At 64.1% G+C, this 26,762-nt stretch carries 25 protein-coding genes and 1 tRNA gene; 10 read left to right on the top strand and 16 right to left on the bottom strand.

Going from position 1 to position 26,762, the window contains the following annotated elements:
• Positions 1–33: 33 nt before the first annotated feature.
• The 8 genes from N2604_RS19685 to N2604_RS19650 all read right to left on the bottom strand — a co-directional run bounded on the left by N2604_RS19685 (position 34) and on the right by N2604_RS19650 (position 8,363).
• Positions 34–1,203 carry an acetyl-CoA acetyltransferase gene (locus N2604_RS19685; protein WP_260369925.1) on the bottom strand — a complete coding sequence of 390 codons (1,170 nt, stop codon included), beginning with the start codon at positions 1,201–1,203 and terminating at the stop codon, positions 34–36.
• A gap of 60 nt (positions 1,204–1,263) precedes the next feature.
• On the bottom strand, positions 1,264–1,914 hold the full coding sequence (gene eda / locus N2604_RS19680; protein ID WP_260369924.1) for a bifunctional 4-hydroxy-2-oxoglutarate aldolase/2-dehydro-3-deoxy-phosphogluconate aldolase: 651 nt from the start codon (positions 1,912–1,914) through the stop codon (positions 1,264–1,266).
• Positions 1,915–1,939: 25 nt separating this feature from the next.
• Positions 1,940–2,908 (bottom strand): sugar kinase, encoded by a 969-nt coding sequence (locus N2604_RS19675; protein ID WP_260369923.1) that lies wholly within the window; start codon positions 2,906–2,908, stop codon positions 1,940–1,942.
• 24 nt (positions 2,909–2,932) lie between these two features.
• A complete protein-coding gene (gene denD / locus N2604_RS19670) occupies positions 2,933–3,919 on the bottom strand; it encodes a D-erythronate dehydrogenase (protein ID WP_260369922.1) in 987 nt (328 codons plus the stop codon).
• Between the two features lie 75 nt (positions 3,920–3,994).
• Positions 3,995–4,921, bottom strand: a complete 927-nt coding sequence (locus N2604_RS19665) for a carbohydrate ABC transporter permease (protein WP_260369921.1) — start codon at positions 4,919–4,921, stop codon at positions 3,995–3,997.
• The gene (locus tag N2604_RS19660) at positions 4,914–5,867 is read right to left on the bottom strand and encodes a carbohydrate ABC transporter permease (protein WP_260369920.1); all 954 of its coding nucleotides are present in this window, start codon (positions 5,865–5,867) and stop codon (positions 4,914–4,916) included. The genes N2604_RS19665 and N2604_RS19660 overlap by 8 nt, the downstream gene beginning before the upstream one ends.
• 64 nt (positions 5,868–5,931) lie before the next feature.
• Entirely contained in the window at positions 5,932–7,251 is a 1,320-nt protein-coding gene (locus tag N2604_RS19655) for an ABC transporter substrate-binding protein (protein ID WP_260369919.1), read from the bottom strand.
• Between the two features lie 44 nt (positions 7,252–7,295).
• Positions 7,296–8,363, bottom strand: coding sequence for an ABC transporter ATP-binding protein (locus tag N2604_RS19650; RefSeq protein WP_260369918.1), 1,068 nt, complete (start codon positions 8,361–8,363; stop codon positions 7,296–7,298).
• A 201-nt stretch (positions 8,364–8,564) separates the two neighbouring features.
• Between N2604_RS19650 and N2604_RS19645 the strand changes: the two genes are divergently transcribed.
• The 7 genes from N2604_RS19645 (at position 8,565) to N2604_RS19615 (ending at position 14,971) form a co-directional block, all read left to right on the top strand.
• Complete coding sequence (locus N2604_RS19645) at positions 8,565–9,665, top strand: LacI family DNA-binding transcriptional regulator (RefSeq protein WP_260369917.1); 1,101 nt, start codon at positions 8,565–8,567, stop codon at positions 9,663–9,665.
• A gap of 122 nt (positions 9,666–9,787) precedes the next feature.
• Positions 9,788–11,617: an IlvD/Edd family dehydratase gene (locus tag N2604_RS19640; protein WP_260369916.1), complete on the top strand. Its 1,830-nt coding sequence runs from the start codon at positions 9,788–9,790 to the stop codon at positions 11,615–11,617.
• A 135-nt stretch (positions 11,618–11,752) separates the two neighbouring features.
• Entirely contained in the window at positions 11,753–12,484 is a 732-nt protein-coding gene (locus N2604_RS19635) for an SDR family oxidoreductase (protein ID WP_260369915.1), read from the top strand.
• 18 nt (positions 12,485–12,502) lie between these two features.
• Positions 12,503–13,249 carry an SDR family NAD(P)-dependent oxidoreductase gene (locus N2604_RS19630; RefSeq protein ID WP_260369914.1) on the top strand — a complete coding sequence of 249 codons (747 nt, stop codon included), beginning with the start codon at positions 12,503–12,505 and terminating at the stop codon, positions 13,247–13,249.
• A 7-nt stretch (positions 13,250–13,256) separates the two neighbouring features.
• Complete coding sequence (locus tag N2604_RS19625) at positions 13,257–13,649, top strand: GFA family protein (RefSeq protein ID WP_260369913.1); 393 nt, start codon at positions 13,257–13,259, stop codon at positions 13,647–13,649.
• A gap of 150 nt (positions 13,650–13,799) precedes the next feature.
• Positions 13,800–14,480, top strand: a complete 681-nt coding sequence (locus N2604_RS19620; RefSeq protein WP_260369912.1) for a site-2 protease family protein — start codon at positions 13,800–13,802, stop codon at positions 14,478–14,480.
• Between the two features lie 62 nt (positions 14,481–14,542).
• Positions 14,543–14,971: a hypothetical protein gene (locus N2604_RS19615; protein ID WP_260376256.1), complete on the top strand. Its 429-nt coding sequence runs from the start codon at positions 14,543–14,545 to the stop codon at positions 14,969–14,971.
• On the opposite strand, the gene N2604_RS19610 is transcribed toward N2604_RS19615, so the two are convergent.
• The 6 genes from N2604_RS19610 to N2604_RS19585 all read right to left on the bottom strand — a co-directional run bounded on the left by N2604_RS19610 (position 14,959) and on the right by N2604_RS19585 (position 20,721).
• The gene (locus tag N2604_RS19610; RefSeq protein ID WP_260369911.1) at positions 14,959–15,771 is read right to left on the bottom strand and encodes an energy transducer TonB; all 813 of its coding nucleotides are present in this window, start codon (positions 15,769–15,771) and stop codon (positions 14,959–14,961) included. The genes N2604_RS19615 and N2604_RS19610 overlap by 13 nt on opposite strands.
• A 9-nt stretch (positions 15,772–15,780) precedes the next feature.
• Entirely contained in the window at positions 15,781–16,236 is a 456-nt protein-coding gene (gene exbD / locus N2604_RS19605; RefSeq protein WP_025035680.1) for a TonB system transport protein ExbD, read from the bottom strand.
• 3 nt (positions 16,237–16,239) lie between these two features.
• Positions 16,240–17,190, bottom strand: coding sequence for a tonB-system energizer ExbB (exbB, locus tag N2604_RS19600; protein WP_260369910.1), 951 nt, complete (start codon positions 17,188–17,190; stop codon positions 16,240–16,242).
• Positions 17,187–17,876, bottom strand: a complete 690-nt coding sequence (locus N2604_RS19595) for a Fe2+-dependent dioxygenase (protein WP_260369909.1) — start codon at positions 17,874–17,876, stop codon at positions 17,187–17,189. Before N2604_RS19595 ends, exbB begins: the two co-directional genes overlap by 4 nt.
• A 2-nt stretch (positions 17,877–17,878) precedes the next feature.
• Positions 17,879–20,275: a TonB-dependent siderophore receptor gene (locus N2604_RS19590; protein WP_260376255.1), complete on the bottom strand. Its 2,397-nt coding sequence runs from the start codon at positions 20,273–20,275 to the stop codon at positions 17,879–17,881.
• Between the two features lie 206 nt (positions 20,276–20,481).
• Positions 20,482–20,721 carry a hypothetical protein gene (locus N2604_RS19585; RefSeq protein ID WP_260369908.1) on the bottom strand — a complete coding sequence of 80 codons (240 nt, stop codon included), beginning with the start codon at positions 20,719–20,721 and terminating at the stop codon, positions 20,482–20,484.
• A 372-nt stretch (positions 20,722–21,093) separates the two neighbouring features.
• Here N2604_RS19585 and N2604_RS19580 point away from each other — a divergent pair, with 372 nt between their 5' ends.
• The 3 genes from N2604_RS19580 to N2604_RS19570 are packed head-to-tail and all read left to right on the top strand — an operon-like array spanning position 21,094 to position 26,042.
• Positions 21,094–22,275, top strand: a complete 1,182-nt coding sequence (locus N2604_RS19580; protein ID WP_260369907.1) for an efflux RND transporter periplasmic adaptor subunit — start codon at positions 21,094–21,096, stop codon at positions 22,273–22,275.
• Positions 22,272–25,415 (top strand): multidrug efflux RND transporter permease subunit, encoded by a 3,144-nt coding sequence (locus tag N2604_RS19575; protein WP_260369906.1) that lies wholly within the window; start codon positions 22,272–22,274, stop codon positions 25,413–25,415. Before N2604_RS19580 ends, N2604_RS19575 begins: the two co-directional genes overlap by 4 nt.
• A 60-nt stretch (positions 25,416–25,475) precedes the next feature.
• Positions 25,476–26,042 carry an invasion associated locus B family protein gene (locus N2604_RS19570; RefSeq protein WP_260369905.1) on the top strand — a complete coding sequence of 189 codons (567 nt, stop codon included), beginning with the start codon at positions 25,476–25,478 and terminating at the stop codon, positions 26,040–26,042.
• A gap of 10 nt (positions 26,043–26,052) precedes the next feature.
• On the opposite strand, the gene N2604_RS19565 is transcribed toward N2604_RS19570, so the two are convergent.
• Positions 26,053–26,415: a DUF1428 domain-containing protein gene (locus tag N2604_RS19565; RefSeq protein ID WP_260369904.1), complete on the bottom strand. Its 363-nt coding sequence runs from the start codon at positions 26,413–26,415 to the stop codon at positions 26,053–26,055.
• 168 nt (positions 26,416–26,583) lie between these two features.
• Positions 26,584–26,657 (bottom strand) — tRNA-Gln (locus tag N2604_RS19560).
• Positions 26,658–26,762: the final 105 nt, after the last annotated feature.

Raw genomic sequence — 26,762 nt, 5'->3', positions numbered from 1 at the left:
GCGCTTTCGCGCCTTTGCCCACCCTACGAGAGCTTACTTGAGCGGCTCGAGCACCGAAACGTAGTTGGCGACGGCTGCCCCGCCCATGTTGAAGATGCCGCCGAGCTTGGCGTTCTTGAGCTGCATGCCCTCGGGCGCCTGGCCTGCGAGCTGCATCGCGGTCATCACGTGCATGGAGACGCCGGTGGCGCCGATCGGATGGCCCTTGGCCTTGAGGCCGCCGGACGGATTGATCGGCAGCTTGCCGTCCTTCAGCGTCCAGCCTTCCTTGATGGCGCGGGCGCCCTGCCCCTTCGGCGTCAGGCCCATGGCTTCGTACTCGATCAGCTCGGCGACGGTGAAGCAGTCATGGGTCTCGACGAAGGAGAGATCGGACAGCGTGACACCGGCTTTCTCCAGAGCGCGCTGCCAGGCGACCGTGCAGCCTTCGAACTGCAGGATGTCGCGCTTGGACATCGGCAGGAAGTCCTGGGCGTGCGCAGTGGCGCGGAAGCCGATCGACTTGGTCATGCCCTTGGCGGTTTCGGCATCGGCCAGCACCAGGGCGGCGGCACCGTCGGAGACCAGCGAGCAGTCGGTGCGCTTCAGGGGACCGGCGACGTAAGGGTTCTTCTCGCTCTCGGCACGGCAGAAGTCGAAGCCGAAGTCCTTGCGCATCTGGGCGAAGGGATTGGCGACGCCGTTCTTGTGGTTCTTGGCCGCGATCAGCGCCAGCGCATCGGACTGGTCGCCGTATATCTGGAAATAGGAGCTGGCGATCTTGCCGAACACACCGGCGAAGCCGCCGACCGTGTCGCCGTCCTCAGGCAGGTAGGAGGCCTTGAGCAGGTTCTTGCCGATCTCGGCGCTCGGCGTGCGCGTCATCTGCTCGACGCCGACGACCAGGACGATTCTGGCAGCCCCTGCGGCAATCGCGCGCAGGCCCTGGTGCACGGCGGCAGATCCCGTGGCGCAGGCGTTCTCGACGCGGGTGGCCGGCTTGAAGCGCAGCTTGGGGTCGGCCTGCAGCACCAGCGAGGCGGTGAAATCCTGGGGCGAGAAGCCGGCGTTGAAATGGCCGAGGACGATCTCGTCAACATCGGAGGCCGAAATCCCGGCATCCGCGAGCGCCTCGTTTGCGACGCGGGTGACGAGGCTTTCGACGGTTTCGGTGTCGAACTTGCCGAACGGCGTATGCGCCCATCCGACGATGCTGGCGGTCATGGTCGTCTCTCCCTGCAGGTCTTGTCCTGAGCTAAGTCTTAGCCCAGGGATGACAAGACTTCACGCGGCTTTCAGCGCCTTGAGGGTCCGCTCGCAGATGGCAGTTATGCCGGCCCAGTTCCCGGCCCGGATCTCCGCCGTCGGGCACAGCCACGAGCCGCCGACCGCGACCACATTGGGCTCGGCCAGCCAGGTCGCCGCATTGGCCTCGCCCACCCCGCCGGTCGGGCAGAACCGCACGTTCGGGAACGGGCCGGCAAGGGCCCGGAGGCCCTTGATGCCGCCGGCCTGCTCCGCCGGGAAGAACTTTGCGACGTCGAAACCGTAGGACAGCGCCATCATCAGCTCGGAGGCCGTGGCAATGCCCGGCGCGAACGGCAAGGAGCTGTCGGTCGCGGCCTTGAGCAGATCGGGCGTCAGGCCCGGGCTGATGCCGAACGCGACGCCGAGCTTCTCGACCCGGCTGAAGTCGGCCGGGTTGAGAATGGTGCCGATGCCGACGACCGCCTCGGGCACCTCGGTCATCACCGCGCGCGCCGCCTCGATCGCAACGGGGGTGCGCAAGGTCACTTCCAGCGTGCGGACCCCGCCGGCAAGCAGCGCGCGCGCCAGCGGCACCGCATCCTGGATGCGCTCGATGGTGAGGACGGGAATGACTGTCGCAGCCTTGAACAGCGCGACGAGGTGGTTCTGTTGGGCAGCCGTGGTCATAGGTCTCGATTCATTTGATCGCTGTTTACTTGTTGGCCTGGCGGGAGGCCGCCGGCCGGTGCCGCTTCTTCGGCGGCATGGCATAGCCCGGAATGATGGCGCCGGGATAGCAGATCACGAGGCTGGCGAGGCGATGTCCGGCCTCGGCCGCCTCGACCGGCTCGGCGCCGGCGAGCCGGGCCGCGATATAGGCGGCGGCGAAGCTGTCGCCGGCGGCGGTGGTATCGACCACGGGCTTGGTCATGGGCTCGGCGCGGACCTCGCTGGCGCCGCCGGGGTAGCGCAACAGGCTCACCGGCTCGGGCAGACGGAACACCAGCTCCGGGGTCGGGATGCGCGCCATCAGCTGGTCGTGACTTTCGCCGGGATGGAGCGCGAGCAGGTCCTCGGTCGAGGTCAGCACGATGTCGGCGGCCGCGAAGGCGGTCGCAAACACCTCCCGCGCGATATCGCGGTCCGGCCATCCCCGGGCGCGAAAATTGGTGTCGAACACGAAGCGGGTGCCGAGCAGGCGCGCGCGCTTGATCGCGGCGAACAGGCGCTCGCGCCCGGCCGCGTCGTAGATCGAGAGCGTAATGGCTGAGAGATAGACGACGTCGTAGCTCATCAGCGAGTTGAGCAACTCGTCCGTGTCCGGCAGGCTCATCAGCTGGCGCGCGGCCGCACTGTCGCGCCAGTGGAAGAACTGGCGCTCGCCCTTGCCATCCGTCTGGATCATGTAGAGGCCGGGCAGCTTGCCCGCGAGCCGCACGACACGCCGCGTGCCGACGCCTTCCGCATTCCAGGCCGCGACCATCTCATCGCTCAGGGCGTCGTCGCCAAGCGCGGTGAGATAATCGACCTTGACGTCCAGCCGCGCCAGATACACGGCCGTGTTGAGGGTATCGCCGCCGAAGCCGCGTGAGTAGAGACCACCGCCCTGCCCGGCGGACGCGCCGCCTTGGGCCTGCCGGAGCTCGACCATGCATTCACCGATGCAAGCAACGCTCGCCATCACTTGGGCCCGCTCCGTCGGAGGTCAGGCGACGAAGTTGCCGCCGAGCTCGTCTTCGATGTGAATGCGGATGATATCGTCGAACGTCTTCTCGGCGGTGGTGAAGCCGAGCTCGCGCGACCGCCTGGCGTCGAAGTTGCGCGGCCAGCCGCCGACGATGCCGACGATGAATGGATCGGGCTCGCGCTTGATGCGCGCGGCGACCTTCTCGCCCGCAACCCGCTTCAAGGCGGCGATCTGCTCGCCGACCGTCGCCGACAGGCCGGGCATGGTCAGGTTGCGACGCGGGCCGACGGTGGCGAGATCCATGGTGCCGGCGTGAAGCAGGAAGCCGACGGCCGAGCGCGGCGTGGCGTGCCAGTGGCGGACGTCCTCGGAGACCGGGAGGATCGCCTCCTTGCCGGCCAGCGGCTCACGCAGGATGTTGGAGAAGAAGCCCGACGCCGCCTTGTTGGGCAGGCCCGGCCGGATGCAGATGGTCGGCAGGCGGATGCCGATGCCGTCGAGGAAGCCGCGACGGGAATAGTCGGCGAGCAGGAGTTCGCCGATCGCCTTCTGGGTACCGTAGCTGAGCAGCGGGGTCTGGAAGAACTCGTCGCCGATCGCATCGGGAAACGGCGCGCCGAACACTGCGATCGAGGACGTGAACACCACGCGCGGCTTGTAGCCGCCGCCCGCCAGGCGGATCGCATCGAGCAGCATCCGCGTGCCATCGAGATTGATGCGATAGCCCTTGTCGAAATCGAGCTCGGCCTCGCCGGAGACGATCGCGGCGAGATGGAAGATCACGTCGGGACGGCCGGCGATCAGCTTCTCGGCCGCGCCCGGCACGGCGAAATCGCCTGACACGGTCTCGACCGGGAAGCCGGCTGTCTCCGGCTTCTTGGGCTCGACCACGTCGTGCATGGTCAATTTCGTGATGTCGCTCTTGCCGAGCCGGCCGTCGCGCAGCAGCCGTTCACAGAGTTTGCGGCCGACCATGCCGGCGGCGCCGAGAACCAGAATGTGCAAGAGCTCAACTCCTTCTTATTGGCCGGAGCGCGCCGCTCTTGAAACCCATTGGCGCGCCCTCGGCAAGCCCCGCGATCATTCCTTCACGGCGCCGGTCATCGCCGACACATAATGCTCCACGAAGAAGGCGTAAAGGATCACGAGCGGCAGCGAGCCGGCCAGCGCGCCCGCCATCAGCGAGCCCCAGCGGTAGATGTCGCCGTCCACGAACTCGTTCACGATCGCGACCGGCACCGTCTTGTTGCTGGTCGATTGCAGGAACGTCAGGGCGTAGATGAACTCGTTCCAGCACAGCGTGAAGCAGAAGATGAAGGCCGAGATCAGGCCTGGGACGGCGAGTGGCAGCACGATCTTGATCAGGATCTGCCAGCGGCTCGCTCCGTCGATCAGGGCGCATTCCTCGAGCTCGAACGGGATGGTCTTGAAATAGCCCATCAGCAGCCAGGTCGAGAACGGGATCAGGATGGTCGGATAGGTCAGGATCAGCGCCAGCGGCGAGTCGAACAGACCGTACTGGAAAACGACCGTGGCGAGCGGAATGAAAAGGATCGACGGCGGCACGAGATAGGCGAGGAAGATCAGCCCGCCGACGAGATTGGCCCCCTTGTAACGCAAGCGCACGATGGCGTAGGCCGCGAGCACCGATGCGATGATCGACAGGATCGTGGCGCAGACCGCGACGTACATCGTATTCCAGAGCCAATGCGGATAATAGCTCTCGAACAGCAGCTTGTAGAAATGCTTGAACGTCGGGCTCCAGGTCCAGAACGGGTTGTACTTGTCGAGATCGAGCAGCTGCTCGTCGGGCTTCACCGAGGTCAGCGCCATCCAGTAGAACGGGAACAGCAGGACGACGACGATGATCGTGAGCGGCAGATACAGCGTCACGATCCTGCGCGGCACCGACTGCAGATAGCTCATGCCCTCGCTGTGATCGGCCGTAGGCGCCGAGCCCGACAGCACATTCTTGAGATCGATGGATCTGGTGGGCAGGTCAGTCATTGCTCTCTCCCTGCTGCCACTTCCGGCGCTGCAATCCGAACCACGAGACCATGATGGCGGCGAGCAGGAACGGAATCATGGCGCTGGAGATCGCGGCGCCCTCGCCGAGCTGCCCGGCGATGATCGCGCGCTGATAGGACAAGGTTGCCATCAGATGCGTGGCGTTGACCGGGCCGCCACGCGTCATCGCCCAGATCAGCTGGAAATCGGTGAAGGTGAACAGCACGGAGAAGGTCATCACCACGGCGATGATCGGCGTCAGCAGCGGATAGGTGATGAAGCGGAAATTCTGCCAGCGCGTGGCGCCGTCGAGCGTCGCCGCTTCATAGAGCGAGGGCGAGACGGTCTGCAGCCCCGCGAGCAGCGTGATCGCCACGAAGGGCACGCCGCGCCAGATATTGGCGAAGATCACGCAAATGCGTGCCCAGGTCGTGTCGCCGAGGAAGTTGATGTTCTGGTTGATCAGGCCGAGATGCTTCAGCGACCAGGAGATGATGGAGAATTGCGAGTCGAAGATCCACCAGAACGCCAGCGCCGAGAGCACCGTCGGCACGATGAAGGGAATCAGCACCATCGCGCGCAGCATCGCCTTGAACGGCATGTTCTCGTTCAGCAGCAGCGCGAGGTAGAGGCCGATCGCGAATTTGAGGGCGCTGGCGACGAAGGTGTAGAGCAGCGTGTTGAACACCGACAGCCAGAAGATGGAATCGTCCCACAGCCACTCGTAATTCTCGGTGGCGATGAAGTGCCCGACCCTGCCGATGCGCGTGTCCGTGAAGGACAGCCAGATGCCGAGCCCCAGCGGATAGGCCAGGAAGAAGATCAGGAATGCCATGGCCGGCACCATGAACCAGAAGCCGAGCCAGTTGCGGTTGTGTTTGAGCTGGGTCCAGGCGCTGTCCTCGCTCACCTGAGGCTTGGCCCGGGGAATTGCGACATCAGCCATGCCCGATATCCCTGATCGAAATGTTGACGAGCGGGCGACCGGACGGCCGCCCGCTCCGTGACCGTCAGCGATAGATGCGCTTCAGCTGCCGCTCGGCTTCCGCCATCGCGCCCTTCGCATCCTTGGCGCCGGTGCAGTAATTGGCGAACATGTCGACGACGATGAAATCGGCGATCGCGGTCGCCGCCTTCTCACCGACGGTGCCGATGCCGGACGCCGGCAGCGTGCGCTTGGAGGCCTGCGAGAACACGGCGTTCTTGGGATCGGCCGTCCAGACCGACGCCGATTCATAGGCGTTCAAGGTCTGCTGCAGATAGCCTTGCGCGCCATCCAGCCACTTCTCGTAGTTCTCCTTCTCCAGCATGAAGGCGACGAAGGCCTTCGCCGCGTTCGGATACTTGGTGAAGTTGAAGGCGAGGATCGGCAGCGTAAGCTGCAGCTCGGTCGGCTTGCCGACCGGTCCGACCGGGTGCAGCGCGTGATAGGTATCTTCCGCCAGTTCCTTCTTGGTAGGATCGGTCTTGGCGGCAACATAGATCGAAATGCCGTTGAGGGTGCAATAGAGTTCACCGGCCAGGTACGCCTTATTATTGGATGAGTCGTTCCAGGAAGGCGTGCCTGGGATGAAAGTCTCGTAAAGCGCTTTGCAATACTCTAGCGCCTTTGCGGTCTCGGGCGAATTGATGCTGACCTGATCCTTCTCATTGACAGTCCACGCATTGTGGCCCCAGAGGATCCAGTGCAGCCAGCCGTTGGCATCGCCGCTCGCGTGTCCGAGGGCAAAGCCGGCCGGCGTGTTGTTCGCCTTGAGCGCTTTGCACATCTCCAGGAAGCTTGGGAAATCTTTCGGGAATTCCTTGAAGCCCGCTTTGTCCGTCGCCGACTTCCGGTAGGTCATATAGCCGCCGTTGGTCGCGACAGGGATGCCCAGCCAGTCTTCGCCAAGCTTGCAGGTCTTTGCTGCAGCGTCCGTCCAGCCGCCATATTTCTTGCCGAGATAGTCGGCGACGTCGTTCATTTTCAGGACTTTGGTCGGGAACAGCTGCGGCAACGTGTGCAGGCCCCAGGCGACGTCGAGGCCGGAGCCCGTGTTGGCTGCAACGGATGCCTTCGGCTGCACGTCCTCGAAGGACTCGCTGAATACGTTCATCTCGGTGCCGGTGGCGGACTTGAAAGCCGCGACCATGGCATTGAACGCATCGTCCTCCGCCGGAACGAAGCGCTTCCAGCGCATCACGGTCAGCTTCGCGCCGGGCTCGGCTTTCCACGGCGAGTCCGCCGCCCAGGCTTTCGCAAACTCGAACAGCGCGGGCCCAGTCAGCGCGCCGGTCGCAGCCAACGCCGTTCCGCCCTGTAGCAATGCCCGGCGGGTAAAGTCTTTCATATCGTCCTCCCTCTGATGATTTTTTCGTTTTGTTAAATTTTGGCTTATGCGTTCATGCGTTTGCCCGTCGCATCGTCGAACAGATGGACCAGCGACGGCTCGGGTTTCAGTCGCACCTTGTCGCCCGGATTGAACTGATGACGCTCGCGGAAGACCGCGACGACCTGCTCACCGCCGAGCTTGGCGAACACCTGCGTCTCCGAGCCGGTCGGCTCGACCACGATGATCTCGGCCTCGGCGCCGTCATCGGCGATGGTGAAGTGCTCCGGCCGCACGCCGTAGACCGCAGGACGGCCGTCGGATCCGGCCGGTGCGGTCTTGAGCGGAAGCTTCACGCCGTTCGGTCCTTCGAAGGTCGCAACGCCGTTGACGCGGACATGGCCTTTCAGGAAGTTCATCGCGGGCGAGCCGATGAAGCCGGCGACGAACTGGTTGTCGGGCTTGTCGTAGAGCTCGAGCGGGGTGCCCATCTGCTCGACGATGCCGTCATGCATGACGACGATCTTGTCGGCCATGGTCATGGCCTCGATCTGGTCGTGGGTGACGTAGACCGTCGTCGTCTTGAGGCGCTGATGCAGCTCCTTGATCTCGGTGCGCATGGCGACGCGCAACTTGGCGTCCAGGTTCGACAACGGCTCGTCGAACAGGAACACTTGCGGATCGCGCACGATGGCGCGGCCCATGGCGACGCGCTGGCGCTGGCCACCGGAGAGCTGGCGCGGATAGCGGTCGAGCAGCGGCGACAGCGCGAGGATCTCGGCGGCGCGCTTGACGCGCTTGTTGATCTCATCCGAGCTGGCATTCCGCAGCTTGAGCGAGAAGCCCATGTTGTCGGCGACCGTCATGTGCGGATAGAGCGCGTAGTTCTGGAATACCATCGCAATGTCCCGCTCCTTGGGCTGGACATTGTTGACGACGCGATCGCCGATCGAGATCGTGCCGGAGGTGATGTTCTCGAGGCCTGCGAGCATGCGCAGAAGCGTCGACTTGCCGCAGCCGGAGGGGCCGACCAGGACGACGAACTGACCGTCCTCGATCGGAATCGTGACGCCGTGCAGGACTTCAAAATTGCCGAACGATTTCCGCACGTCGCGGATTTGCACAGACGACATCTAGCTCCCTCCTCGAAAGTCCACGGCGCCTCTCGCGCCGCGACCGTCTTGTTTTTCGGACTTCACCGAACGAAGCCCGAGCTTAGCGGGCGACATTGTCGGTAGTTTGTGCGGTTTTGGCAATTTGTCTTTGGTTAGTCGTTGCTGGTAGCGCTGTCAACGTTCCTTTGTTTGCGGGACTGACTGTGTTAAGAGCAGCAAATGGGTCGAAAACGCACCAAGTCAGGCAAAATCCGGCTGGCCGAAGTGGCCGAGCTCGCCGGTGTCAGCCCGATTACCGCGTCGCGCTTCTTCCGTAATCCGGAGGCCCTGTCGGTCGCCAAGCGGACGCGGGTCGAGAGCGCCGCCAAGGAGCTCGGCTATGTGCCCAACCTTGCCGCGCGCGCCCTCGCCTCGCAACGCACCGAGGTCATCGGTGTCTTGATCCCATCGCTCACCAATAACGTGTTCTCGGACGTGCTGCGCGGCATCTATGACGCCTCCGAAGGCAGCCGCTACTCGATCCAGTTGTCCAACACGCGCTACAGCATTCTCCAGGAAGAGAAGCTGCTGCGTCTGTTTCTGGCGCAGAAGCCGGCCGGCCTGATCGTCACCGGCATCGACCAGACCACGGAGTCCCGCGCGATGCTTCAAGCCGCGGACTGCCCGATCGTGCAGATCATGGAGATCGGCCCGGACCCCGTCGACATGATGATCGGCTTTTCACACTACGATGCCGCCCGTGCGGCGATCGCGCACCTGTTCGAGCAAGGTCACCGCAAGATCGGCTTCGTCGGCGCGCGCATGGATCCGAGGGTGCAGCGGCGGCTGGACGGATATGTCTCGGCTATGCAGGATGCCGGATTGTTCGACCAGCGCCTGGTGGTCACGACGGCGACGCCGACCTCGGTGACGCTGGGCGGCGCCCTGTTCACCGATCTGCTGGCGCACGAGCCCGACATCGACGCGGTGTTCTGCGCCAATGACGACCTCGCGCTCGGCGTGCTGTTCGAATGCCGGCGCCGGGAGATCGCAGTCCCCGGGCAGATCGCGATCGTCGGCTTCAACGACCTCGAATTCATGGCCTCCGCCGTCCCCACCCTCACCAGCGTCCGCACCAACCGCTACGAGATGGGGAAGAAGGCCGCCACCATGCTGATCGATGCGATCGAGGGCCGGCGCCCGGAGCAGCCGGTGCTCGATCTCGGCTTCAAGGTGATCGAGCGGCAAAGCTCGTCGGCTCGACGTTCGGACAGCAGGCCAGCCGTATCGGGCGCGGCTGCGGCGAACAAAATGGTAGCGTTACCAAGTAGCCCCGACTAGTATCTGAATCGTGAGGAAACGACCCGCTAGCGGGAAGGCAGATCATCGCGCGCGCCGTTGGGCACCGCACATGCCGACACCATGAGACGGACGCCAGTGCGTTTGCATCGCAGGAGAAACCAATGACAAAGAAGCCAACCAACGGGCACGCCGCCGGCAGTAACGGTACCCGCCGCCATCTTCGCTCGCAGGAATGGTTCAACAACCCGCACAATCCGGGCATGACCGCGCTCTATATGGAGCGTTATCTGAACTTCGGCCTCACCCGCGCCGAGCTGCAATCCGGCAAGCCGATCATCGGCATCGCCCAGACCGGCAACGACCTGTCCCCCTGCAACCGCCATCATCTCGAGCTCGCGCACCGCGTCCGCGAAGGCATCCGCGAGGCCGGCGGCATTGCGATGGAATTCCCGACCCACCCCATTCAGGAGACCGGCAAGCGCCCGACTGCGGCGCTCGACCGCAACCTCGCTTATCTCGGCCTGGTCGAGGTCCTCTACGGCTATCCGCTCGACGGCGTGGTGCTGACCACCGGCTGCGACAAGACCACGCCGGCCTGCATGATGGCGGCGGCGACGGTGAACCTGCCCGCGATCGTGCTGTCGGGCGGCCCGATGCTGAACGGCTGGCACAATGGCGAGCGCACCGGCTCCGGCACCATCGTCTGGAAATCGCGCGAGCGGCTCGCGGCCGGCGAGATCAATTATGAAGAATTCATGGAGATCGTGGCCTCCTCGGCGCCCTCGGTCGGCCATTGCAACACCATGGGCACGGCCTCGACCATGAACGGGCTTGCCGAAGCGCTCGGCTTCTCGCTGCCGGGCTGCGCGGCGATCCCGGCGCCCTATCGCGAGCGCGGCCAGATCGCCTACGAGACCGGAAAACGTATCGTCGAGATGGTCTGGGAGGACCTGAAACCCTCGGACATCCTGACCCGCAAGGCGTTCGAGAATTGCATCGTCATCAATTCGGCGATCGGCGGCTCGACCAACGCGCCGATCCACATCAACGCCCTCGCCCGCCACATCGGCGTCGAGCTGTCGATCGAGGATTGGCAGAAGTTCGGCCACGACGTGCCGCTCCTGGTCAACATGCAGCCGGCCGGCTTCTATCTCGGCGAGGAATTTCACCGCGCCGGCGGCGTGCCGGCCGTGGTGCGCGAATTGATGAAGCACAAGCGCATCCATGAGGACGCGATCACGGTCAACGGCCGCAGCATCGGCGAGAACTGCAAGAACGCGCCCGTACCCGACAACGACGTGATCTGGGCTTACGACAAGCCGCTGGTGAAGGACGCCGGCTTCCTGGTGCTGAAGGGCAATCTGTTCGATTCCGCGATCATGAAGACCAGCGTGATCTCCAAGGAATTCCGCGACCGCTATCTCAGCAACCCCAGGGACCTCAATGCCTTCGAGGGCCGCGCCATCGTGTTCGAGGGGCCGGAGGATTATCACGAGCGGATCGACGATCCCTCGCTCGACATCGACGAGCGTTGCGTGCTGTTCATCCGCGGCACCGGTCCGATCGGCTACCCCGGTGGCGCCGAGGTCGTGAACATGCAGCCGCCGGCGGCGCTGATCAAACGCGGCATCCTGTCCCTGCCCTGCATCGGCGATGGCCGCCAGTCCGGCACCTCGGGCTCGCCCTCGATCCTCAACGCCTCGCCGGAAGCCGCCGCCAATGGCGGGCTTGCCATCCTCAAGACCGGCGACAAGGTCCGCATCGACCTCAACAAGGGCAGCGCCAACATCCTGATCTCGGACGAGGAGTTGAAGAAGCGACATGCCGAGCTCAAGGCCAACGGCGGCTTCAAGCATCCGCCGAACCAGACGCCGTGGCAGGAGATCTATCGCAACACCGTCGGCCAGCAATCGACCGGCGCCTGCATGGAGCTCGCCACAAGATATCAGAACGTCGCCGGCACGTTCGGTGTGGCGCGGGATAATCACTGAGTTGGGCACACGTAGCCCGGATGGAGCGTAGCGCAATCCGGGTCATCATCCGCGAACGCAACACACCCGGATTACGCTGACGCTCCATCCGGGCTACGGCGCTGCGGCACCGAGAAAATCAAGGAGAACAACAAAATGGCAGACCGCCTCAAGGGAAAGCGCGCCGTCGTCACGGCGGCAGCTGCAGGCATCGGGCGCGCTTGCGCGATCGCATTCGCGCGTGAAGGCGCAACCGTCATCGCCACCGACATCAACGAGGCCGGCATCGCTGGCTTGACCAAGGAAGGCATCGCCGAAGTGGCCAAGCTCGACGTCCGCAATACCGCCGAGGTCAACGCCTTCGCCAAGCGCATCGGCAAGATCGACATCCTGCTCAACGCCGCCGGCTTCGTGCACCACGGCACCATCCTGGAATGCTCGGAGGAGGATTTCGACTTCTCGTTCGACCTCAACGTCAAATCGATGCACCGGACCATCAAGGCCTTCCTGCCCGACATGATCGCGGGCGGCGGCGGCAGCATCGTCAACATCTCGTCCTGCGCAGCCTTGCGGCCGCCGGCGAACCGCTACGTCTACAGCTCGTCGAAGGCGGCAGTGTCACTGCTGTCCCGCGCGGTCGCGCTCGACTTCATCACCAAGGGCATCCGCTGCAACTCGATCTGTCCCGGCACCGTCGAGACGCCTTCGATGCTCGACCGCGCGGCAGCCCAGGGCCCGCAGGGCAAGGAGATGTTCATCTCCCGCCAGAAGATGGGGCGGCTCGGCACCGCCGAGGAGATCGCGGCCATGGCGGTCTATCTCGGCAGCGACGAGAGCGCCTTCACCACCGGCGTCGACCTCGTCGTCGACGGCGGCTACATGCTCTGACGCAAGAAGGCCGCCGGCATGAACAAGATCGATCTCAACGGCCGCATCGGCGTCGTCACCGGCGGTGCGCAGGGCTTTGGCCGCGCCATCACCGAGCGCTTCGTCGCCTCCGGCGCCAAGGTCGCGATCTGGGATTTCGACGCCGCGCTGGCGGAGAAGACCGCAAAGGAGATCGGCGGCGAGACAAAAGTCTTCAAGGTCGACGTCACCGACACGGCGGCCGTCGAGCACGCACGCGATGCGACGCTCAAGGCCTTCGGCAAGATCGACATCCTCGTCAACAATGCCGGCATCGCCGGCGTCAACAAGCCGGTCTGGGAGACCGACCTCGAGGAATGGCGCAAGGTGCTGCGCATCAACCTCGACGGCCCCTTCATCGTCTCAAAGGCGATCGTGCCCGAAATGCTCAAGCAGAGATACGGGCGCATCGTGAACATCGCCTCGATCGCCGGCAAGGAAGGCAACCCGAACGCCGCGCATTATTCGGCCTCCAAGGCCGGCCTGATCGCGCTGACGAAGTCGCTCGGCAAGGAGCTCGCCGCCCATGACATCCTCGTCAACGCGGTGACCCCGGCGGCCGCCAAGACCGCGATCTTCGACCAGATGACGCAGCAGCACATCGACTTCATGCTGTCGAAGATCCCGAAAGCACGCTTCGTTCTGGTGGAAGAGCTCGCCGCGATGGTGGCCTGGCTCGCATCCGAGGATTGCGCCTTCTCCACTGGCGCGGTGTTCGACATCTCGGGCGGGCGCGCAACCTATTGAGGACATCATGATCCGGGAAGGTGGATGCCTGTGCGGCGCGGTGCGGTTCAAGGCGGAGGGCGAGCCGCTCAACGTCCGCATCTGCCATTGCCGCATCTGCCAGAAGGCGATGGGCTCGCCCTACTTCGCCCGGGCGCAGTTCGAGCAGCGTGCGCTCAGCGTCGCGGGCGAGACTGCACGCTATGCATCGTCCGAGAACATTGACCGCGTGTTCTGCAAGCGGTGCGGCACGCGCCTGTTCGCCTGGCGGCGCAACGGCACGCTGGCGGGCGTGGCGCTTGCGAGCTTCGACGATCGCAACGCCTTTGCGCCGACCGATCACATCTGGGTCTCGGAAAAGCTCGCCTGGGTGAAGCTCGACGATGGGCTGGTACAGTATCAAGGGACAATTCCGGCCTGAATTGTACGACTGCACGCCGGCATCGACCGGCCCCATCTCGGGCAGCGTGGCATTCCGGAGCCGGCCGCCCTATCTTCAGCTCAAGCGCTGCTGCACCGCCGGTCGACCGGGACGGCTGCAAGGCCGCCGGCAAACCGGGATGGACGAGCCGTGAATATTTCCTTCTATGACCTTTCGGTGTGGGTGCTGCCTCTGGTGCTCGCCATCACCTTCCACGAGGCCGCGCACGCTTTCGTCGCGGACCGGCTCGGGGACAACACGGCCTCACAGCTCGGCCGGGTCAGCTTCAATCCTGTCAGGCATATCGACCCGTTCGGCACCCTGATCCTGCCGGCGATGCTGCTGTTCGCGCATTCGCCATTCCTGTTCGGCTATGCCAAGCCGGTGCCGGTGAACTTCCGCAAGCTCAACAACCCCAGGCTCGACATGGTCTGGGTGGCACTCGCCGGGCCCGCCACAAACATCCTGCTGGCGCTGGCCGCGGCCGTCGCCTTCCATGCCCTGCCCCTGGTGCCCGCAAGCTCGGCGAAGTGGGTTGCCGACAATCTCAAGAATGCGCTCATCATCAACGCCATCCTGGCCGTCTTCAACATGATGCCGATCCCGCCGCTGGACGGCGGCCGCGTCGCAGTCGGGCTGCTGCCGCGGGCCCTCGCCTTGCCGCTGGCCCGGCTCGAGCCGGTCGGTATGTTGATCCTGATCGGGCTCTTGATCCTGCTGCCACTCGCAGGCTCGCAGTTCGGTCTAAATCTTGATGTTATTTCAGCAATACTGCGAACGTTGACCGGTTATGTGATTCAGGCTGTTCTCTTCCTGACCGGCAACGCGTAGTTGAATTAACATCCGAACCCCACGCCGAAGGGCCAGAGGCCGACTTGGTCAAAGCTGCCGATATGCTGATCGCGCGACGCGCCGACACCCGCGCCCGCGCCGATTTCGCCACCTGGAAGATGATGGCCAAGCTCAACGGGGCGTCCGCGCTGCCTCCGGAGGCCCAGGAGTTCCTGGCGAGCTATCAAAACCTGCTGGCGCAGATGAGCGAGGGCGAAGCCACCGAGGCCACCATCGGTGCGATCTACAAGGCCTATTACGTCGAGATGGGCGGCGCGGGAACGCCGCCCGATGTCCGTCCCCGACAGGCCAGGCCGGCAGCGGACAATGTTACCGCCTTCCGGCGCCCGGCGCCGAAGCCGAAGCCGAAGAGCGCTGGCTTCTTCGGGGCAGGCGCAGCCAGCGGCGCCCAGAAACGCCCCCTCCCCGTGGCGCTGATCTTCGCCTGCCTAGTCGTGGTCTATGTCGGGATCCGGCTCTACTGGCGCTGAGCCGTCTTTTTCTTCTTCGAATCCGGCGGCGTGAAGATGATGTCCACGGTCCGTTCGAACCGGTCGTCGGTCAGTCCGGCAGGCGGCTGCGGGATCGGATCGGACTTGCGGACGATTGACACCGCCGCAGCATCGTAGGCTGCATCTCCCGACGATTCCGCGACATCGACCGACAGCACGTTGCCTTTCCGGTTGATCGCAAAGCTCACCTTGACCTTCTGGTTATTGGGCTGCTTGCCCTCCGGATTGACCTTGTGAGCCGCCAGATGCGCGCTGATCTTGCGGTTCCAGTCGGCGGTGATCTTCAGGATGTCCTTGCCAAGCCCCAGGACCGGTGCCAGGGCCTTCTCGGCTTCGCGCGCCTCCTCGTCGAGCGTCTGCCGCGCACTTGCAACCGACTTCGGCGATGCCTCGGCCGCGGGCGTTTCGACGGCCTGAATCTTCGGATCGTCTTCCGTTGGCTTCTTCGTGCTGTTCTCGGTCACGACGCGATCAGGATCCTCGACCTCCTGCGACTGGTCCTTCGGAAGCTCCGTCTCCCTGGTCTCGGCCTTCTGCTCGGGAAGCGCCTGCTGCTCCTGCATCGCCTCGCTGTCGGGCCCAGGCGGCAGATCGGTATCGGGCACCTTGGGCGATGCCATCTCGACCGCAAACTCCGCACCGGCTGCACCGAGGCCATCGCCGTCGTCGTCGGCACGCAAATGCGCCAGCGCGAGCGCAGCACCACCGAGATGGAGCGCGAGCGCGGCGACCGCCGCCACGATCCAGAGCTTTCGGGATGGTCTCGGTTCGTCCGACATGGCTGGCCTTTAAGGCTGAGCGGCGCCTGCCGCAGGCGCCCCTGGCGCGCCTTCCAGCGCGACCAGCTTGACCCGCGTATAGCCGCCCGAACGCAAGAGCTCCATCACACCCATCAGCTCGCCATACGGCACCGAGCGATCGGCGCGCAGGAAAACATACTTGTCCTTGCTCATGTCGGAAAGGCCGTCGAGGGTCCCGATCAACTCGGCCCGGTGAACCGGGTTCTCTCCGATCGCGAGCGTCAGATCGGGCTTGATGCTGAGATAGGTCGGCTTATCGGGCTTCTTCTGCGGCGTCGCACTCGACGTCGGCAGATCGATCGGCAGGTCGACCGTGGACAGCGGCGCGGCGACCATGAAGATGATCAGCAGCACCAGGATGACGTCGATGAACGGCGTGACGTTGATGTCATGCGTTTCCGAGAAATCGTCGTCATCGTCGTTGTCTGCGAGCGAAACGGCCATGGTCTACTCCGCCGCGCGCGAATGCACGCTGCCGTGGCTGCGGTCGAGATCGCGCGAGAGCAGCCGCCCTGCCGCGCCCGAGGCGCGGCTGACGAGCTCGAGATAGCCCTTCGTCACGCGTGAGAAGTGGTTGTAGATGATGACGGCGGGAATGGCGGCGACGAGACCGATCGCGGTGGCGAGGAGCGCCTCGGCGATGCCGGGCGCGACCACCGCGAGGTTCGTGGTCTGTGACTTCGAGATGCCGATGAAGCTGTTCATGATGCCCCAGACCGTGCCGAACAGGCCGACGAAGGGCGAGGTCGAGCCGATCGTCGCGAGCACGCCCATGCCGATCCGGATGCGCCGCTGCTCCGCCCGCACGATCTCGGCAAAGCTGGAGGCCGCGCGCTCCTTGATGCCGGCATCGCTGGACAGGCCGGCCGACATCCGCGCCTCGCGCAGCGCCGCCGCCAGGAACGACGGCAGGATGCCCTCCTTGGTGCCGAGCGCCATCTGCGCTTCGGCGAGCGAGCGCGCCTCCGCAATCTTCTTCAACGCCGAACGCAGCTTGCCGGAGGCGACCGACAGCTCGATCGACTTGGCGATGAAGACGGTCCAGGTCATCAGCGAGGCGAAGGCGAGCCCGATCATCACCGCCTTCACGATGACGTCCGCCGACATGAACATCACCCAGGGCGACAATTCCTTCATGGCCGGCGCGATGGCCGCCACCTCGGGCTTCGCACTCGCGGGATTGGCGGCCACCGCGGCGCCGGCAACGGCGGGAGCCGTCGAGGCCGCGGGCGCAACCGGCGTGGTTGCCGGGGGAACGGTTCCGGCCGCGGACGGCTGAGCCGTCGATTGGGCCGGTGCCGGCGGAGTGTGTGTCTGGGCAGAAACGGGAGACGCGAACCAGGCAGCCGCCAGCATCAGGGCTGCGGCAAGGCTTGCTTGGAAGGACATGGTCTTCATACTTCGGCCCAGTAGCGAATGAGATTGTGATAGATACCCGTCAATTTGACCGTTTCGGGAGCGTCACGCCCGAGCCGTTCCACCAACGCCTGTATCGCGGTGTCGAGGTCAAAGATCATGCTCCGGGCTTGATCGTCCCGTATCATGCTCTGAAGCCAGAAGAAAGACGCAACCCGCGTTCCCCTGGTCACCGGCGTGACGAGGTGGAGGCTGGTCGAGGGATAGAGCACGCAGTCCCCGGCTGGCAACTTGACTTCGTGCGAGCCGTAGGTGTCCTCGATCACAAGTTCGCCACCGTCGTAATCTTCCGGCTCGGCGAGGAACAGCGTGACCGACAGGTCGGTGCGGATGCGAAGGCCGGTCAGGCGGTCGCCGCGGATCGCATTGTCGACGTGCAGGCCGAAATGGTGGCCGCTGTCGGCCACATAGCGGTTGAACAGGGGCGGGAAGATCTGCAGCGGGATCGCCGCCGCAATGAAGCGCGGGTTGGACGTCAGCGCCGAGATGATGCGGTTGCCGAGCTTGCGCGCGACCTCGCTATCCGGGGGCAGTTGCTCGTTGCGCTTGACCATCGCCGATTGCGCGCCGGCGGTGGAGCGGCCGTCCTCCCATTCGCTGGCGTCCATGATGCGGCGGAAATCCGCCACATCATCCTTGCTGAGAACGCCAGGCAAGCACGTCAACATGGTCAGAACTTCGCTGTCGTCACGACGTAGAACGCCCGTCCCGGCGCGACCGCCACGAACGGCACGTTGCTGCGATAGAACGAGTCGTAATAGAGCTTGTTGGTCAGGTTCTGCGCGTAGAACTTCATGCTCCAGTTCTGGTCGATCTTCTTCTCGACGAACGCGTCGAAACGCCAATAGCTCGGCAGCTCGTTGGTGTTGGCCGCGAACGTGCCGCCATAGACCTTGGAGCGATACACCGCCTGGCCGCCAAGCTCCCAGCCATCGTCGAACTTGTACTTGGTGAGCATGCTGAACGACTGGTGGGCAATGTTGGCAAGTTGCAGCCCGAGATTCGAAGCAACGCCGCTCTGCGTGACCTTCGACTGCATCAGCACCAGGCCGCCGAAGATGCTCCAGCGGTCGGTGATCTTGCCTTCCGCTTCGATGTCGATGCCTTGGATCCTGTAGGCTGCACCCGATGTGAGCAGGTTGTTGACGGTCTCGCGCGCGTTATCCTTGGTGGTTTGAAACAGCGCACCGGTCACCAGCAAGTGGCGATCCGCAAGCTCCCATTTGGTGCCGACCTCGATCGCCTTGTTGCGCTCGGGCCCGAGCAAGGTGGTCGAGTTGGGGGGAACGCCGCCGTATTCGGTGCCGGTCGCATCCAGCTCCGACCCGAACGGATTGGCCGAAGTCGCGTAGGCTGCATAGACGCTGCCGATCGACATCGGCTTGTAGACCACACCGACGTTATAGTTCACCAGATCGGAATTCTGCTTCAGATAGTTCGCATTGTTGGATGCGCTTTGGCTGTAGCCGTCATAGCGGACACCGCCGTTGACGATGATCGTGTCCTGCCAGTTCGCGGTGTCCATGACGTACACGCTGCTGGTGTTGACGCCGTAGCGGGTCGGATTTCCTACGAGTGACGGAATGCCGAAGGGAATGTTGGTGTATTGCGGGGAGTAGAGATTGACCCCCGTCACCGCGCCAGTGCTGGTGAAGGCGGAACCGGACAGTTCGGACGCGAGACCGGCGTAACGATCGATCGAGATGTTCTCGTTCGAATATTCGACGCCGAACACCGCCGTGTGCTTGACCCCGCCGGTGTCGAGCTTGAACGTGGCCTCGTTCTGGTTGGCCCATACGTCGACGTTCTGGTAACGGCTCTGCGCGCTCGCCGTCGTGGTCCAGAGCAGCGGGTTGGGGCTGGTCGTATTCGGGTTCTGCGGCAGCGTGCCGATGTAGTTGAGCAGCGAGTGCTCGCCGCGCACCTTGCTGGTCAGCGTGATCGCCTCGTTGACCTTGTACTCGATGGTGCCGGTGCCGAAATCCTGCCGCGCGGTCTGGAAGTCGCGGTTGAGGAAGCCGTACCAGTTGCCGCGCGGAATGCCCGCCGACGTCACCGGCACGTTGCCCTGCTTGTAATAGGGCACGCCGAAATCGGGATAGCCGCTGAGGTCGGTATGGACGTAGTTCGTCGTGATCTTGATGTCGGTGGTCGGGGTGTACTTGGTCGAGATGAAGCTGCCCCAGCGATTGTCGGTCACGTAGTTGCGCCCGGCGACGTTGGCGTCCTGGAACAGGCCGCCGGTGCGCACCGAGAAGGTCGGGTCGATGACCTGGTTGACGTCGAGCGTGACGCGCTTGGTCATGTCGGTGCCAAACTCGCTGTCGATCCGCTTGAAGTTGACGTCGCCGGCCTGCTTGGTGACGATGTTGATGGCGCCGCCGGCGGTGCCGCGGCCGGCATAGGAGGATGCCGGTCCGCGCAGAATCTCGATCTGCTCGGTGAAGAAGTTCTCGCGGATGGAAACGGCGGGATCGCGGATGCCGTCGATGAAGACGTCGTTGCGCGCGTCGAAGCCGCGGATGAAGAAGCGGTCGCCGAACGCATTGCCGCCCTCGCCCGAGCCGAGCGTCACGCCTGCGGTCGAGCGCCCGATCTCCTTCAGCGTCGTGGCGTTCTTGTCCTCGAGCACCTCCTTGCTGAGCACGGTGATGGTCTTGGGCGTGTTCAGCATCTTCTCGGGAAACTTGCCCGAGGCCTGGACGTGATCGACCTTATAGGGTGCAGCCGGATCCGCGTACGGATTGCCGTCGGGAGCGCCGGACGGCGTGGCGGGCGCCGCCTGCTGCACCGGCTGGCGCGGCGCGGCGCGGCGAAGCGCGTTGCGGGCACGGACCTGCTCGGGCGAAGGCTTCGAGGCCGTCGGACGCGGACGCTCGACCGGAGCATCGACTGTCACCGGCGGCAGGTTCGACTGCTGCGCCTGCGCGCCGCTCGACACCGACGCCACCGCGATCAAGCTCGCGACCGCTGAAACTTTTTTGCCGGAAACGCCCGCGGACCTCTCATCCGTCGGATCGAACGCTACGACCGAACGCAACGACTTCGGTGCGACCACCTGCCCCATTACCAAACGCCCCATCTTCCTGTTCGCTCATTCAATCGAACGAACGATCGGCTGTTGGTATCGGCCGCAAAATAACGGGTCAATGCGGGGCGCTCGCGAGAACCCTTGAATCAGTCCAGATCAAAACGATTCTAAGCTGCAGTTTGAAATCGTTCTAAGACGAGACTGGACTCGTTCTAAAACAATGCAGCGATCGCGCACCGCTCTCAGTCGCTGCTCGGCGGCTTCATCAGCGAGAACAATTCGTCGACGGTCTTCTGCGCAACGGCGCGCACACGATCGGTGCTGTCCATGCCGGCGATGTTGACGCCGTTGACGACGGCTTTGATCTCGTCGCGAAAGTCGGTGAGGAAGCGCAAGGGATCGCGGTGCTCGTTGGCGACACGCGCGATCAATCCCGTGATCAGAATCTGGCACGCGATCAGCTTGCCGTTCAGCTCGTCCATGCTTCGCTCCGTTGATGCGGCGCCGATATGGCCGATGCCGAAATCCCTGACAACCGAAACGGCCACGACGCAACTTAGAACCGTTCTTGCGGCTGATCCGAACCACGGCCCGGAGCGAAGCCGATCGGCCTCGAGCACACCGCTGCACGTGCCGCGCAAGAAGGCACGCCGAGCGGTCGCGACGGGAAAATGCAGCACTGCACACCGCCGCGTCAGCGAGCTGCCTACACGGTGCAAAGCTTTCCAATTGTTTAGGATTCTCAACTGATAGTGCTGTTTACACTGGAAGTTGGCGTGTATTATACGTCATATGGAACCGTACGATTGCCCCGATATTCATAGCCGAGGGCATGCGAGCCGACACGAGACGACATGAAAAAGTCCCGGCCGATCCTTTGGCTTCTGATCAGTGCGGCAGTGGCCTCCGCCGGCTATTATGGTTGGCAGACATTCGGCTCGTCCGAGGCTGGAAAAGCCCAGTCCGCACAAACCGCTCAAAAAGGACCGCCTCGCCCCTCCGCCGTCCCCGTCAGCGTTGCACCGGTCCAGAAGACCGACTTTCCGGTCTATCTCACCGGTCTCGGCACGGTTCAGGGCTTCAACACGGTCCAGGTCCGAACCCGTGTGGATGGCCAGATCGACAAGCTCGAATTCAGGGAAGGCCAGATCGTCAAGCAGGGCGATCTGCTGGTCTCGATCGATCCCCGCCCCTATCAGGCCGCGCTTGACCAGGCCAAGGCCAAGAAGGCGCAGGACGAGGCCAGTCTCGCCAACGCCAATCTCGAGCTCCAGCGCGCCACCAAGCTCGGCGAATTCGCCACCGCCCAGCGCGTCGACACCCAGCGCTCCACCGTCGCTCAGCTCACCGCCCAGATCGCCGCCGATGATGCCGCGATCTCCAACGCCCAGACCCAGCTCGATTACACCCAGATCAAGGCACCGATCACCGGCGTTGCGGGGCTGCGTCAGGTCGACATCGGCAACATCGTCAACGCTTCCTCGCAGACCGCTATCGTCACGATCTCGCAGGTCGAGCCGATCGCGGTGATCTTCACCGCGCCGGAAGACCAGCTCCCCTATATCAGCGAAGGCCAGAAGGCCGGCGCGCTCAAGGTGATCGCCTTCACCACCGACGGCAAGAAGACGCTGGCCGAGGGCAAGCTCGCGGTCATCAACAACCAGGTCGACACGACCAGCGGCACGATCCGGCTCAAGGCGGTGTTCGACAACAAGGAAAACACGCTGTGGCCGGGCCAATCGGTCTCGACGCGGCTCCTGATGCGAACGCTGAAGGATGCGACCGTCGTTCCCGATGACGCGGTCCAGCACTCCACCAACGGGCTGTACGCCTACACGGTCAATCAGGACAACAAGGCCGAGCTGCACAAGGTCAAGGTCAGCTATGGCATCGACGGACGTTCGGTCATCGAGGAAGGCTTGAGCCCCGGCCAGCAGGTGATCGTCGGCGGCCAGTTCAAGGTCCAGCCCGGAAGCCTGGTGTCGACGGCGGTGGCAAGCTCGGATCCGGCCCAGAACAAGGTACGACGGCAATGACCGAGGGCGGGATTTCGGCACCTTTCATCCGATATCCCATCGGCACCTCGCTGCTGATGGCCGGCATTCTCTTCGTCGGCCTGGTCGCCTATCCCCTGCTTCCGGTCGCGCCGCTGCCGCAGGTGGACTTTCCGACCATCCAGATCACCGCCAACCTGCCCGGCGGCAGCCCTGAAACGATGGCTTCGTCCGTGGCGCAGCCGCTCGAGCGGCAATTCGCCCAGATTCCGGGCATCGCCCAGATGACCTCGACGAGCTATCTGGGCACGGCGTCGATCACCATCCAGTTCGACCTCAACCGCAACATCGACGGCGCCGCCAACGACGTGCAGGGCGCCATCAACGCGGCCAGCGGCCAGTTGCCGAAAAACCTGCCGTCGCCCCCGACCTACCGCAAGGTCAACCCAGCCGACGCGCCGATCCTATTGCTGTCGGCGACATCGGAGACGCTGCCGTTGACCAGCGTCAGCGACGCGGTCGACGCCCAGCTCGCCCAGCAGATCAGCCAGCTGTCGGGCGTGGCGCAGGTCTTCATCGGAGGCCAGCAGAAGCCTTCCATCCGCATCCAGGTCGATCCCGCAAAGCTGGTCGCCAAGGGCCTGTCGATGGAGGACATCCGCAGCCAGATCGCGATCACCACGGTCGACAGCCCCAAGGGCAATATCGACGGCGAGAAGCGGGCCTATACGATCTACGCCAACGACCAGCTCACGCACGCGAAGGACTGGAACGACATCATCGTCGCCTATCGCAACGGCGCTCCGTTGCGAATCCGCGACATCGGCCAGGCGGTCAGCGCCGCCGAAGACGCCAAGCAGGCGGCCTGGGCGAACGGCAAGCGCGGCGTGTTCCTGGTGATCTTCAAGCAGCCCGGCGCCAACGTCATCGAGACCGTCGACAGGATCAAGGCGACCCTGCCCCGCCTCGTGGCGGCGATCCCGCCCGCGATCAAGATCGAGCTCATCAGCGACCGCACCACGACCATCCGCGCCGCGGTCGAGGACGTCCAGTTCACGCTGCTGCTGACCATCGCCCTCGTGGTCATGGTCATCTTCATGTTCCTACGCAGCTTCTGGGCGACGGTCATTCCGACGGTCACGGTGCCATTGGCGCTGCTGGGTGCCTGCGCCTTGATGTGGGTGGCCGGCTATTCGCTCGACAATCTGTCGCTGATGGCGCTCACCATCGCGGTCGGCTTCGTCGTCGACGACGCCATCGTGATGCTCGAGAACATCACGCGCTACATCGAGGAAGGCGACTCGCCGATGGAGGCCGCCTTCAAGGGGTCCAAGGAAATCGGCTTCACCATCGTCTCCATCAGCATCTCGCTGGTCGCGGTGCTGATTCCCCTGCTCTTGATGGGCGGCATCATCGGGCGCCTGTTCCGCGAATTCGCTATCGTGCTGGCGATGACGATCTTCGTCTCGATGTTCGTGTCGCTGACGCTGACGCCGATGATGGCCTCGCGCTTCCTGCGCGCCCATGGCGAGGTCACCCACGGCAAGCTCTATCAGTGGAGCGAGCGCGCCTTCGACGGCATGCTGCGCGGCTATGAATACGTGCTCGACCACGCCCTGGCCTGGCGGCGCACCACGCTCGCGATCTTCTTCGTCACGCTCGGCCTGTCGGTCTACCTGTTCGTGCTGATCCCCAAGGGCTTCTTCCCGCAGCAGGACGTCGGCCTGATCACGGCCACGTCTGAAGCCTCGCAGGACATTTCGTTCAAGGAGATGGTGAGACGCCAGGAGCAACTCGGCAAGATCATCCTGGCCGATCCTGACGTTGCCAGCGTTGCCATGTCGATCGGCGGCAGCGGCCGTGCCGGCAACAACGGCAATTTGTTCATCACGCTGAAGCCACGCAATGAGCGCGAGGCATCGGCCCAGCAGATCATCGCGCGCCTGCGTCCGCAGTTCGACAAGGTCCAGGGCGCCCGCCTCTACATGCAAGCGGCCCAGGACGTGCGGCTCGGCGGCCGACCCACACGCACTCAGTTCGAATTCACGCTGCAAGACGCCAATCTGGACGAGCTCAACGAATGGGCGCCGAAGATCCTGGCCAAGATGCAGACGCTGCCGGAGCTGCGCGACGTCGCGACCGACCAGCAGACGCAGGGCACGACGGTCCAGCTCAAGATCAACCGCGACACCGCTGCCCGCTACGGCATCCAACCGCAGCTGATCGACGACACGCTGTATGACGCCTTCGGACAGCGGCAGGTCACGCAGTACTTCACGCAGCTCAACACCTACAAGGTAATCCTGGAAGTCCTGCCGGAGATGCAGGGCGATCTCGAGACGCTGAACAAGCTCTATCTGAGATCGCCGCTGACCGGCGACCAGGTGCCGCTGTCGACCTTCGCGAGCTGGACCACTGATCCGGTCCGCCCGCTCTCGATCAGCCATCAGGGCCAGTTCCCGTCGATCACGATCAGCTTCAATCTCGCGCAAGGCGTCGCGCTCGGCCAGGCCACCGAGGCCGTGCAGCGTGCGATGGCCGAGCTCGGCGCTCCGGCGACGCTGAATTCGAGCTTCCAGGGCACCGCGCAGGCGTTCCAGCAGTCGCTCGGCACCGTGCCGCTCCTGATCCTCGCCGCGCTCGTCGTGGTCTATCTGATCCTCGGCATTCTCTACGAGAGCTACATCCATCCGATCACGATCCTGTCGACGCTGCCTTCGGCCGGCGTCGGCGCGCTCGCGATCCTGATGGCGGCCGGCTTCGACTTCAGCCTGATCGCGCTGATCGGCATCATCCTCCTGATCGGCATCGTGAAGAAGAACGGCATCATGATGGTGGACTTCGCAATTGCCGCCGAGCGCGACGAGCACAAGACGCCTGAGGAATCGATCCGCCAGGCCGCGCTGCTGCGCTTCCGCCCGATCATGATGACGACGATGGCGGCCCTGCTCGGCGGCGTGCCCCTCATGCTCGGCCACGGCACCGGCGCCGAAATCCGCCAGCCGCTCGGCTACGCCATGGTCGGCGGCCTGATCGTCAGCCAGGCGCTGACGCTGTTCACCACACCGGTGGTCTATCTCTATCTCGACAAGCTCAACAACTGGTTCTCGACCTGGGGCGGCTCGGGCGACGAAGGCGAGGAGACGCCCGAGCACGGCAGCGTCAAGGAAGCCGCCGAGTAAGCTTGCGCCGCGCCTGCCGCGACGCTACAGCGAGGCCCCGGCTCGCAAATGCGGTTTCCCATGCCTCTGCAATCCAGACTTGTCGCCCTTGCCGCTGCTGTCCTGTTGTCAGCAGGCGCCGCACATGCCCAGCAGGGCGCCAAGAAGAGCGCAGCGCCTGCCGCAGCCGCGCAGCCCGCGCCTGCCCCGACGCAGGCGCAGGCTGACGGGGCTTCCGGACAGCCCGGCTGGATCGTCCGCTGCACCAGCGCAAGCCGTGACGCGCCGCTCGAATGTGCGATGGAGCAGAACGCGGTGCTGACCAAGACCGGCCAGACCGTCGTCCTGATCAACATCCGCATCGCGCCCGACACCCGCACGCCGATCGCGCTTCTGCAATTGCCGCTCGGCCTCAACCTTCCCGTCGGAGCCAAGCTCCAGGTCGATGAAGGCAAGATGTTCGACCTCCAGATCCAGACCTGCGAGAACCGCGGCTGCTACGCCTCGACCCCGATGGCGCCGGACCTGCTCGCGGCCTTGCGCTCGGGCAAGCAGCTGAAGGTCTCGTTCCAGAACATGGCCAAGGAGACGATCGCGATCCCGATGCCGCTCGGCGATTTCGCGGCGGCCTACGACAAGATCAAGTAGCGGGCACACCTCACGTCGCGATGTCGCCCGCCCGCAGCAGCGTCGTGAAGCCGCCATAGATCATGCGCTTGCCGTCGAAGGGCATGCCTTCCATTTTCAGCCGCGGATCCGCCATCACCTTCTTGTTGACGGCATCGCGGCTCTCCCGATCCCGATAGACGATCCAGGCGAACACCACGATCTCGTCCTCTTTCGCCATCACCGCGCGCGGAAACGAGGTGAGCTCTCCATAGGGAACGTCGTCACCGATGCATTCGACATAATCGAGCGCGCCGTGCTCCATCCAGATCGCGCAGGCGGTCTTCGCCAGCGCCTTGTAGGCCTCGATGTTGTCCTTCGGTACGGCGAGAACGAAACCATCGACATAGGGCATTGCGGATCTCCTTGAATTGTCCAGCCCAAGGACGATGGAGCATGCTGCGATCCGACTTGGCTGTGCGAATGTCATGTGAGGCAAACCGCCGCGCGTGGCGAGGCGGCGATGAGCCGGGCGTCTAAGCCCGAGCGCCTTGAATTCACGCCGTCGAAAAGCGCCTGGAACTGGCTGGGGAACCTGGATTCGAACCAAGACAAACAGAGTCAGAGTCTGTTGTGCTACCGTTACACCATTCCCCAACGGAATAGTCGAACAAATTCAAAGGCTTGCCTGATCTTGTTCGACTGTGGCCGGAAGCGCAGCGCGCAAATCACGGCTCAGGCGTGGCAGCGTTCTACCCGCTC

Source organism: Bradyrhizobium sp. CB1015 (assembly GCF_025200925.1).
GTDB lineage: Bacteria > Pseudomonadota > Alphaproteobacteria > Rhizobiales > Xanthobacteraceae > Bradyrhizobium.
This window is presented reverse-complemented; position numbering and strand designations above follow the sequence as displayed.

Excerpts from the sequence above, each read along its gene's own strand:
- N2604_RS19685 (WP_260369925.1), bottom strand. The coding sequence starts at position 1,203 with ATGACCGCCAGCATCGTCGGATGGGCGCATACGCCGTTCGGCAAGTTC.
- eda (WP_260369924.1), bottom strand. The coding sequence starts at position 1,914 with ATGACCACGGCTGCCCAACAGAACCACCTCGTCGCGCTGTTCAAGGCT.
- N2604_RS19675 (WP_260369923.1), bottom strand. The coding sequence starts at position 2,908 with ATGGCGAGCGTTGCTTGCATCGGTGAATGCATGGTCGAGCTCCGGCAG.
- N2604_RS19665 (WP_260369921.1), bottom strand. The coding sequence starts at position 4,921 with ATGACTGACCTGCCCACCAGATCCATCGATCTCAAGAATGTGCTGTCG.
- N2604_RS19660 (WP_260369920.1), bottom strand. The coding sequence starts at position 5,867 with ATGGCTGATGTCGCAATTCCCCGGGCCAAGCCTCAGGTGAGCGAGGAC.
- N2604_RS19655 (WP_260369919.1), bottom strand. The coding sequence starts at position 7,251 with ATGAAAGACTTTACCCGCCGGGCATTGCTACAGGGCGGAACGGCGTTG.
- N2604_RS19650 (WP_260369918.1), bottom strand. The coding sequence starts at position 8,363 with ATGTCGTCTGTGCAAATCCGCGACGTGCGGAAATCGTTCGGCAATTTT.
- N2604_RS19645 (WP_260369917.1), top strand. The coding sequence starts at position 8,565 with ATGGGTCGAAAACGCACCAAGTCAGGCAAAATCCGGCTGGCCGAAGTG.
- N2604_RS19640 (WP_260369916.1), top strand. The coding sequence starts at position 9,788 with ATGACAAAGAAGCCAACCAACGGGCACGCCGCCGGCAGTAACGGTACC.
- N2604_RS19635 (WP_260369915.1), top strand. The coding sequence starts at position 11,753 with ATGGCAGACCGCCTCAAGGGAAAGCGCGCCGTCGTCACGGCGGCAGCT.
- N2604_RS19630 (WP_260369914.1), top strand. The coding sequence starts at position 12,503 with ATGAACAAGATCGATCTCAACGGCCGCATCGGCGTCGTCACCGGCGGT.
- N2604_RS19625 (WP_260369913.1), top strand. The coding sequence starts at position 13,257 with ATGATCCGGGAAGGTGGATGCCTGTGCGGCGCGGTGCGGTTCAAGGCG.
- N2604_RS19615 (WP_260376256.1), top strand. The coding sequence starts at position 14,543 with ATGCTGATCGCGCGACGCGCCGACACCCGCGCCCGCGCCGATTTCGCC.
- N2604_RS19610 (WP_260369911.1), bottom strand. The coding sequence starts at position 15,771 with ATGTCGGACGAACCGAGACCATCCCGAAAGCTCTGGATCGTGGCGGCG.
- exbD (WP_025035680.1), bottom strand. The coding sequence starts at position 16,236 with ATGGCCGTTTCGCTCGCAGACAACGACGATGACGACGATTTCTCGGAA.
- exbB (WP_260369910.1), bottom strand. The coding sequence starts at position 17,190 with ATGAAGACCATGTCCTTCCAAGCAAGCCTTGCCGCAGCCCTGATGCTG.
- N2604_RS19595 (WP_260369909.1), bottom strand. The coding sequence starts at position 17,876 with ATGTTGACGTGCTTGCCTGGCGTTCTCAGCAAGGATGATGTGGCGGAT.
- N2604_RS19590 (WP_260376255.1), bottom strand. The coding sequence starts at position 20,275 with ATGGGGCAGGTGGTCGCACCGAAGTCGTTGCGTTCGGTCGTAGCGTTC.
- N2604_RS19585 (WP_260369908.1), bottom strand. The coding sequence starts at position 20,721 with ATGGACGAGCTGAACGGCAAGCTGATCGCGTGCCAGATTCTGATCACG.
- N2604_RS19580 (WP_260369907.1), top strand. The coding sequence starts at position 21,094 with ATGAAAAAGTCCCGGCCGATCCTTTGGCTTCTGATCAGTGCGGCAGTG.
- N2604_RS19575 (WP_260369906.1), top strand. The coding sequence starts at position 22,272 with ATGACCGAGGGCGGGATTTCGGCACCTTTCATCCGATATCCCATCGGC.
- N2604_RS19570 (WP_260369905.1), top strand. The coding sequence starts at position 25,476 with ATGCCTCTGCAATCCAGACTTGTCGCCCTTGCCGCTGCTGTCCTGTTG.
- N2604_RS19565 (WP_260369904.1), bottom strand. The coding sequence starts at position 26,415 with ATGCCCTATGTCGATGGTTTCGTTCTCGCCGTACCGAAGGACAACATC.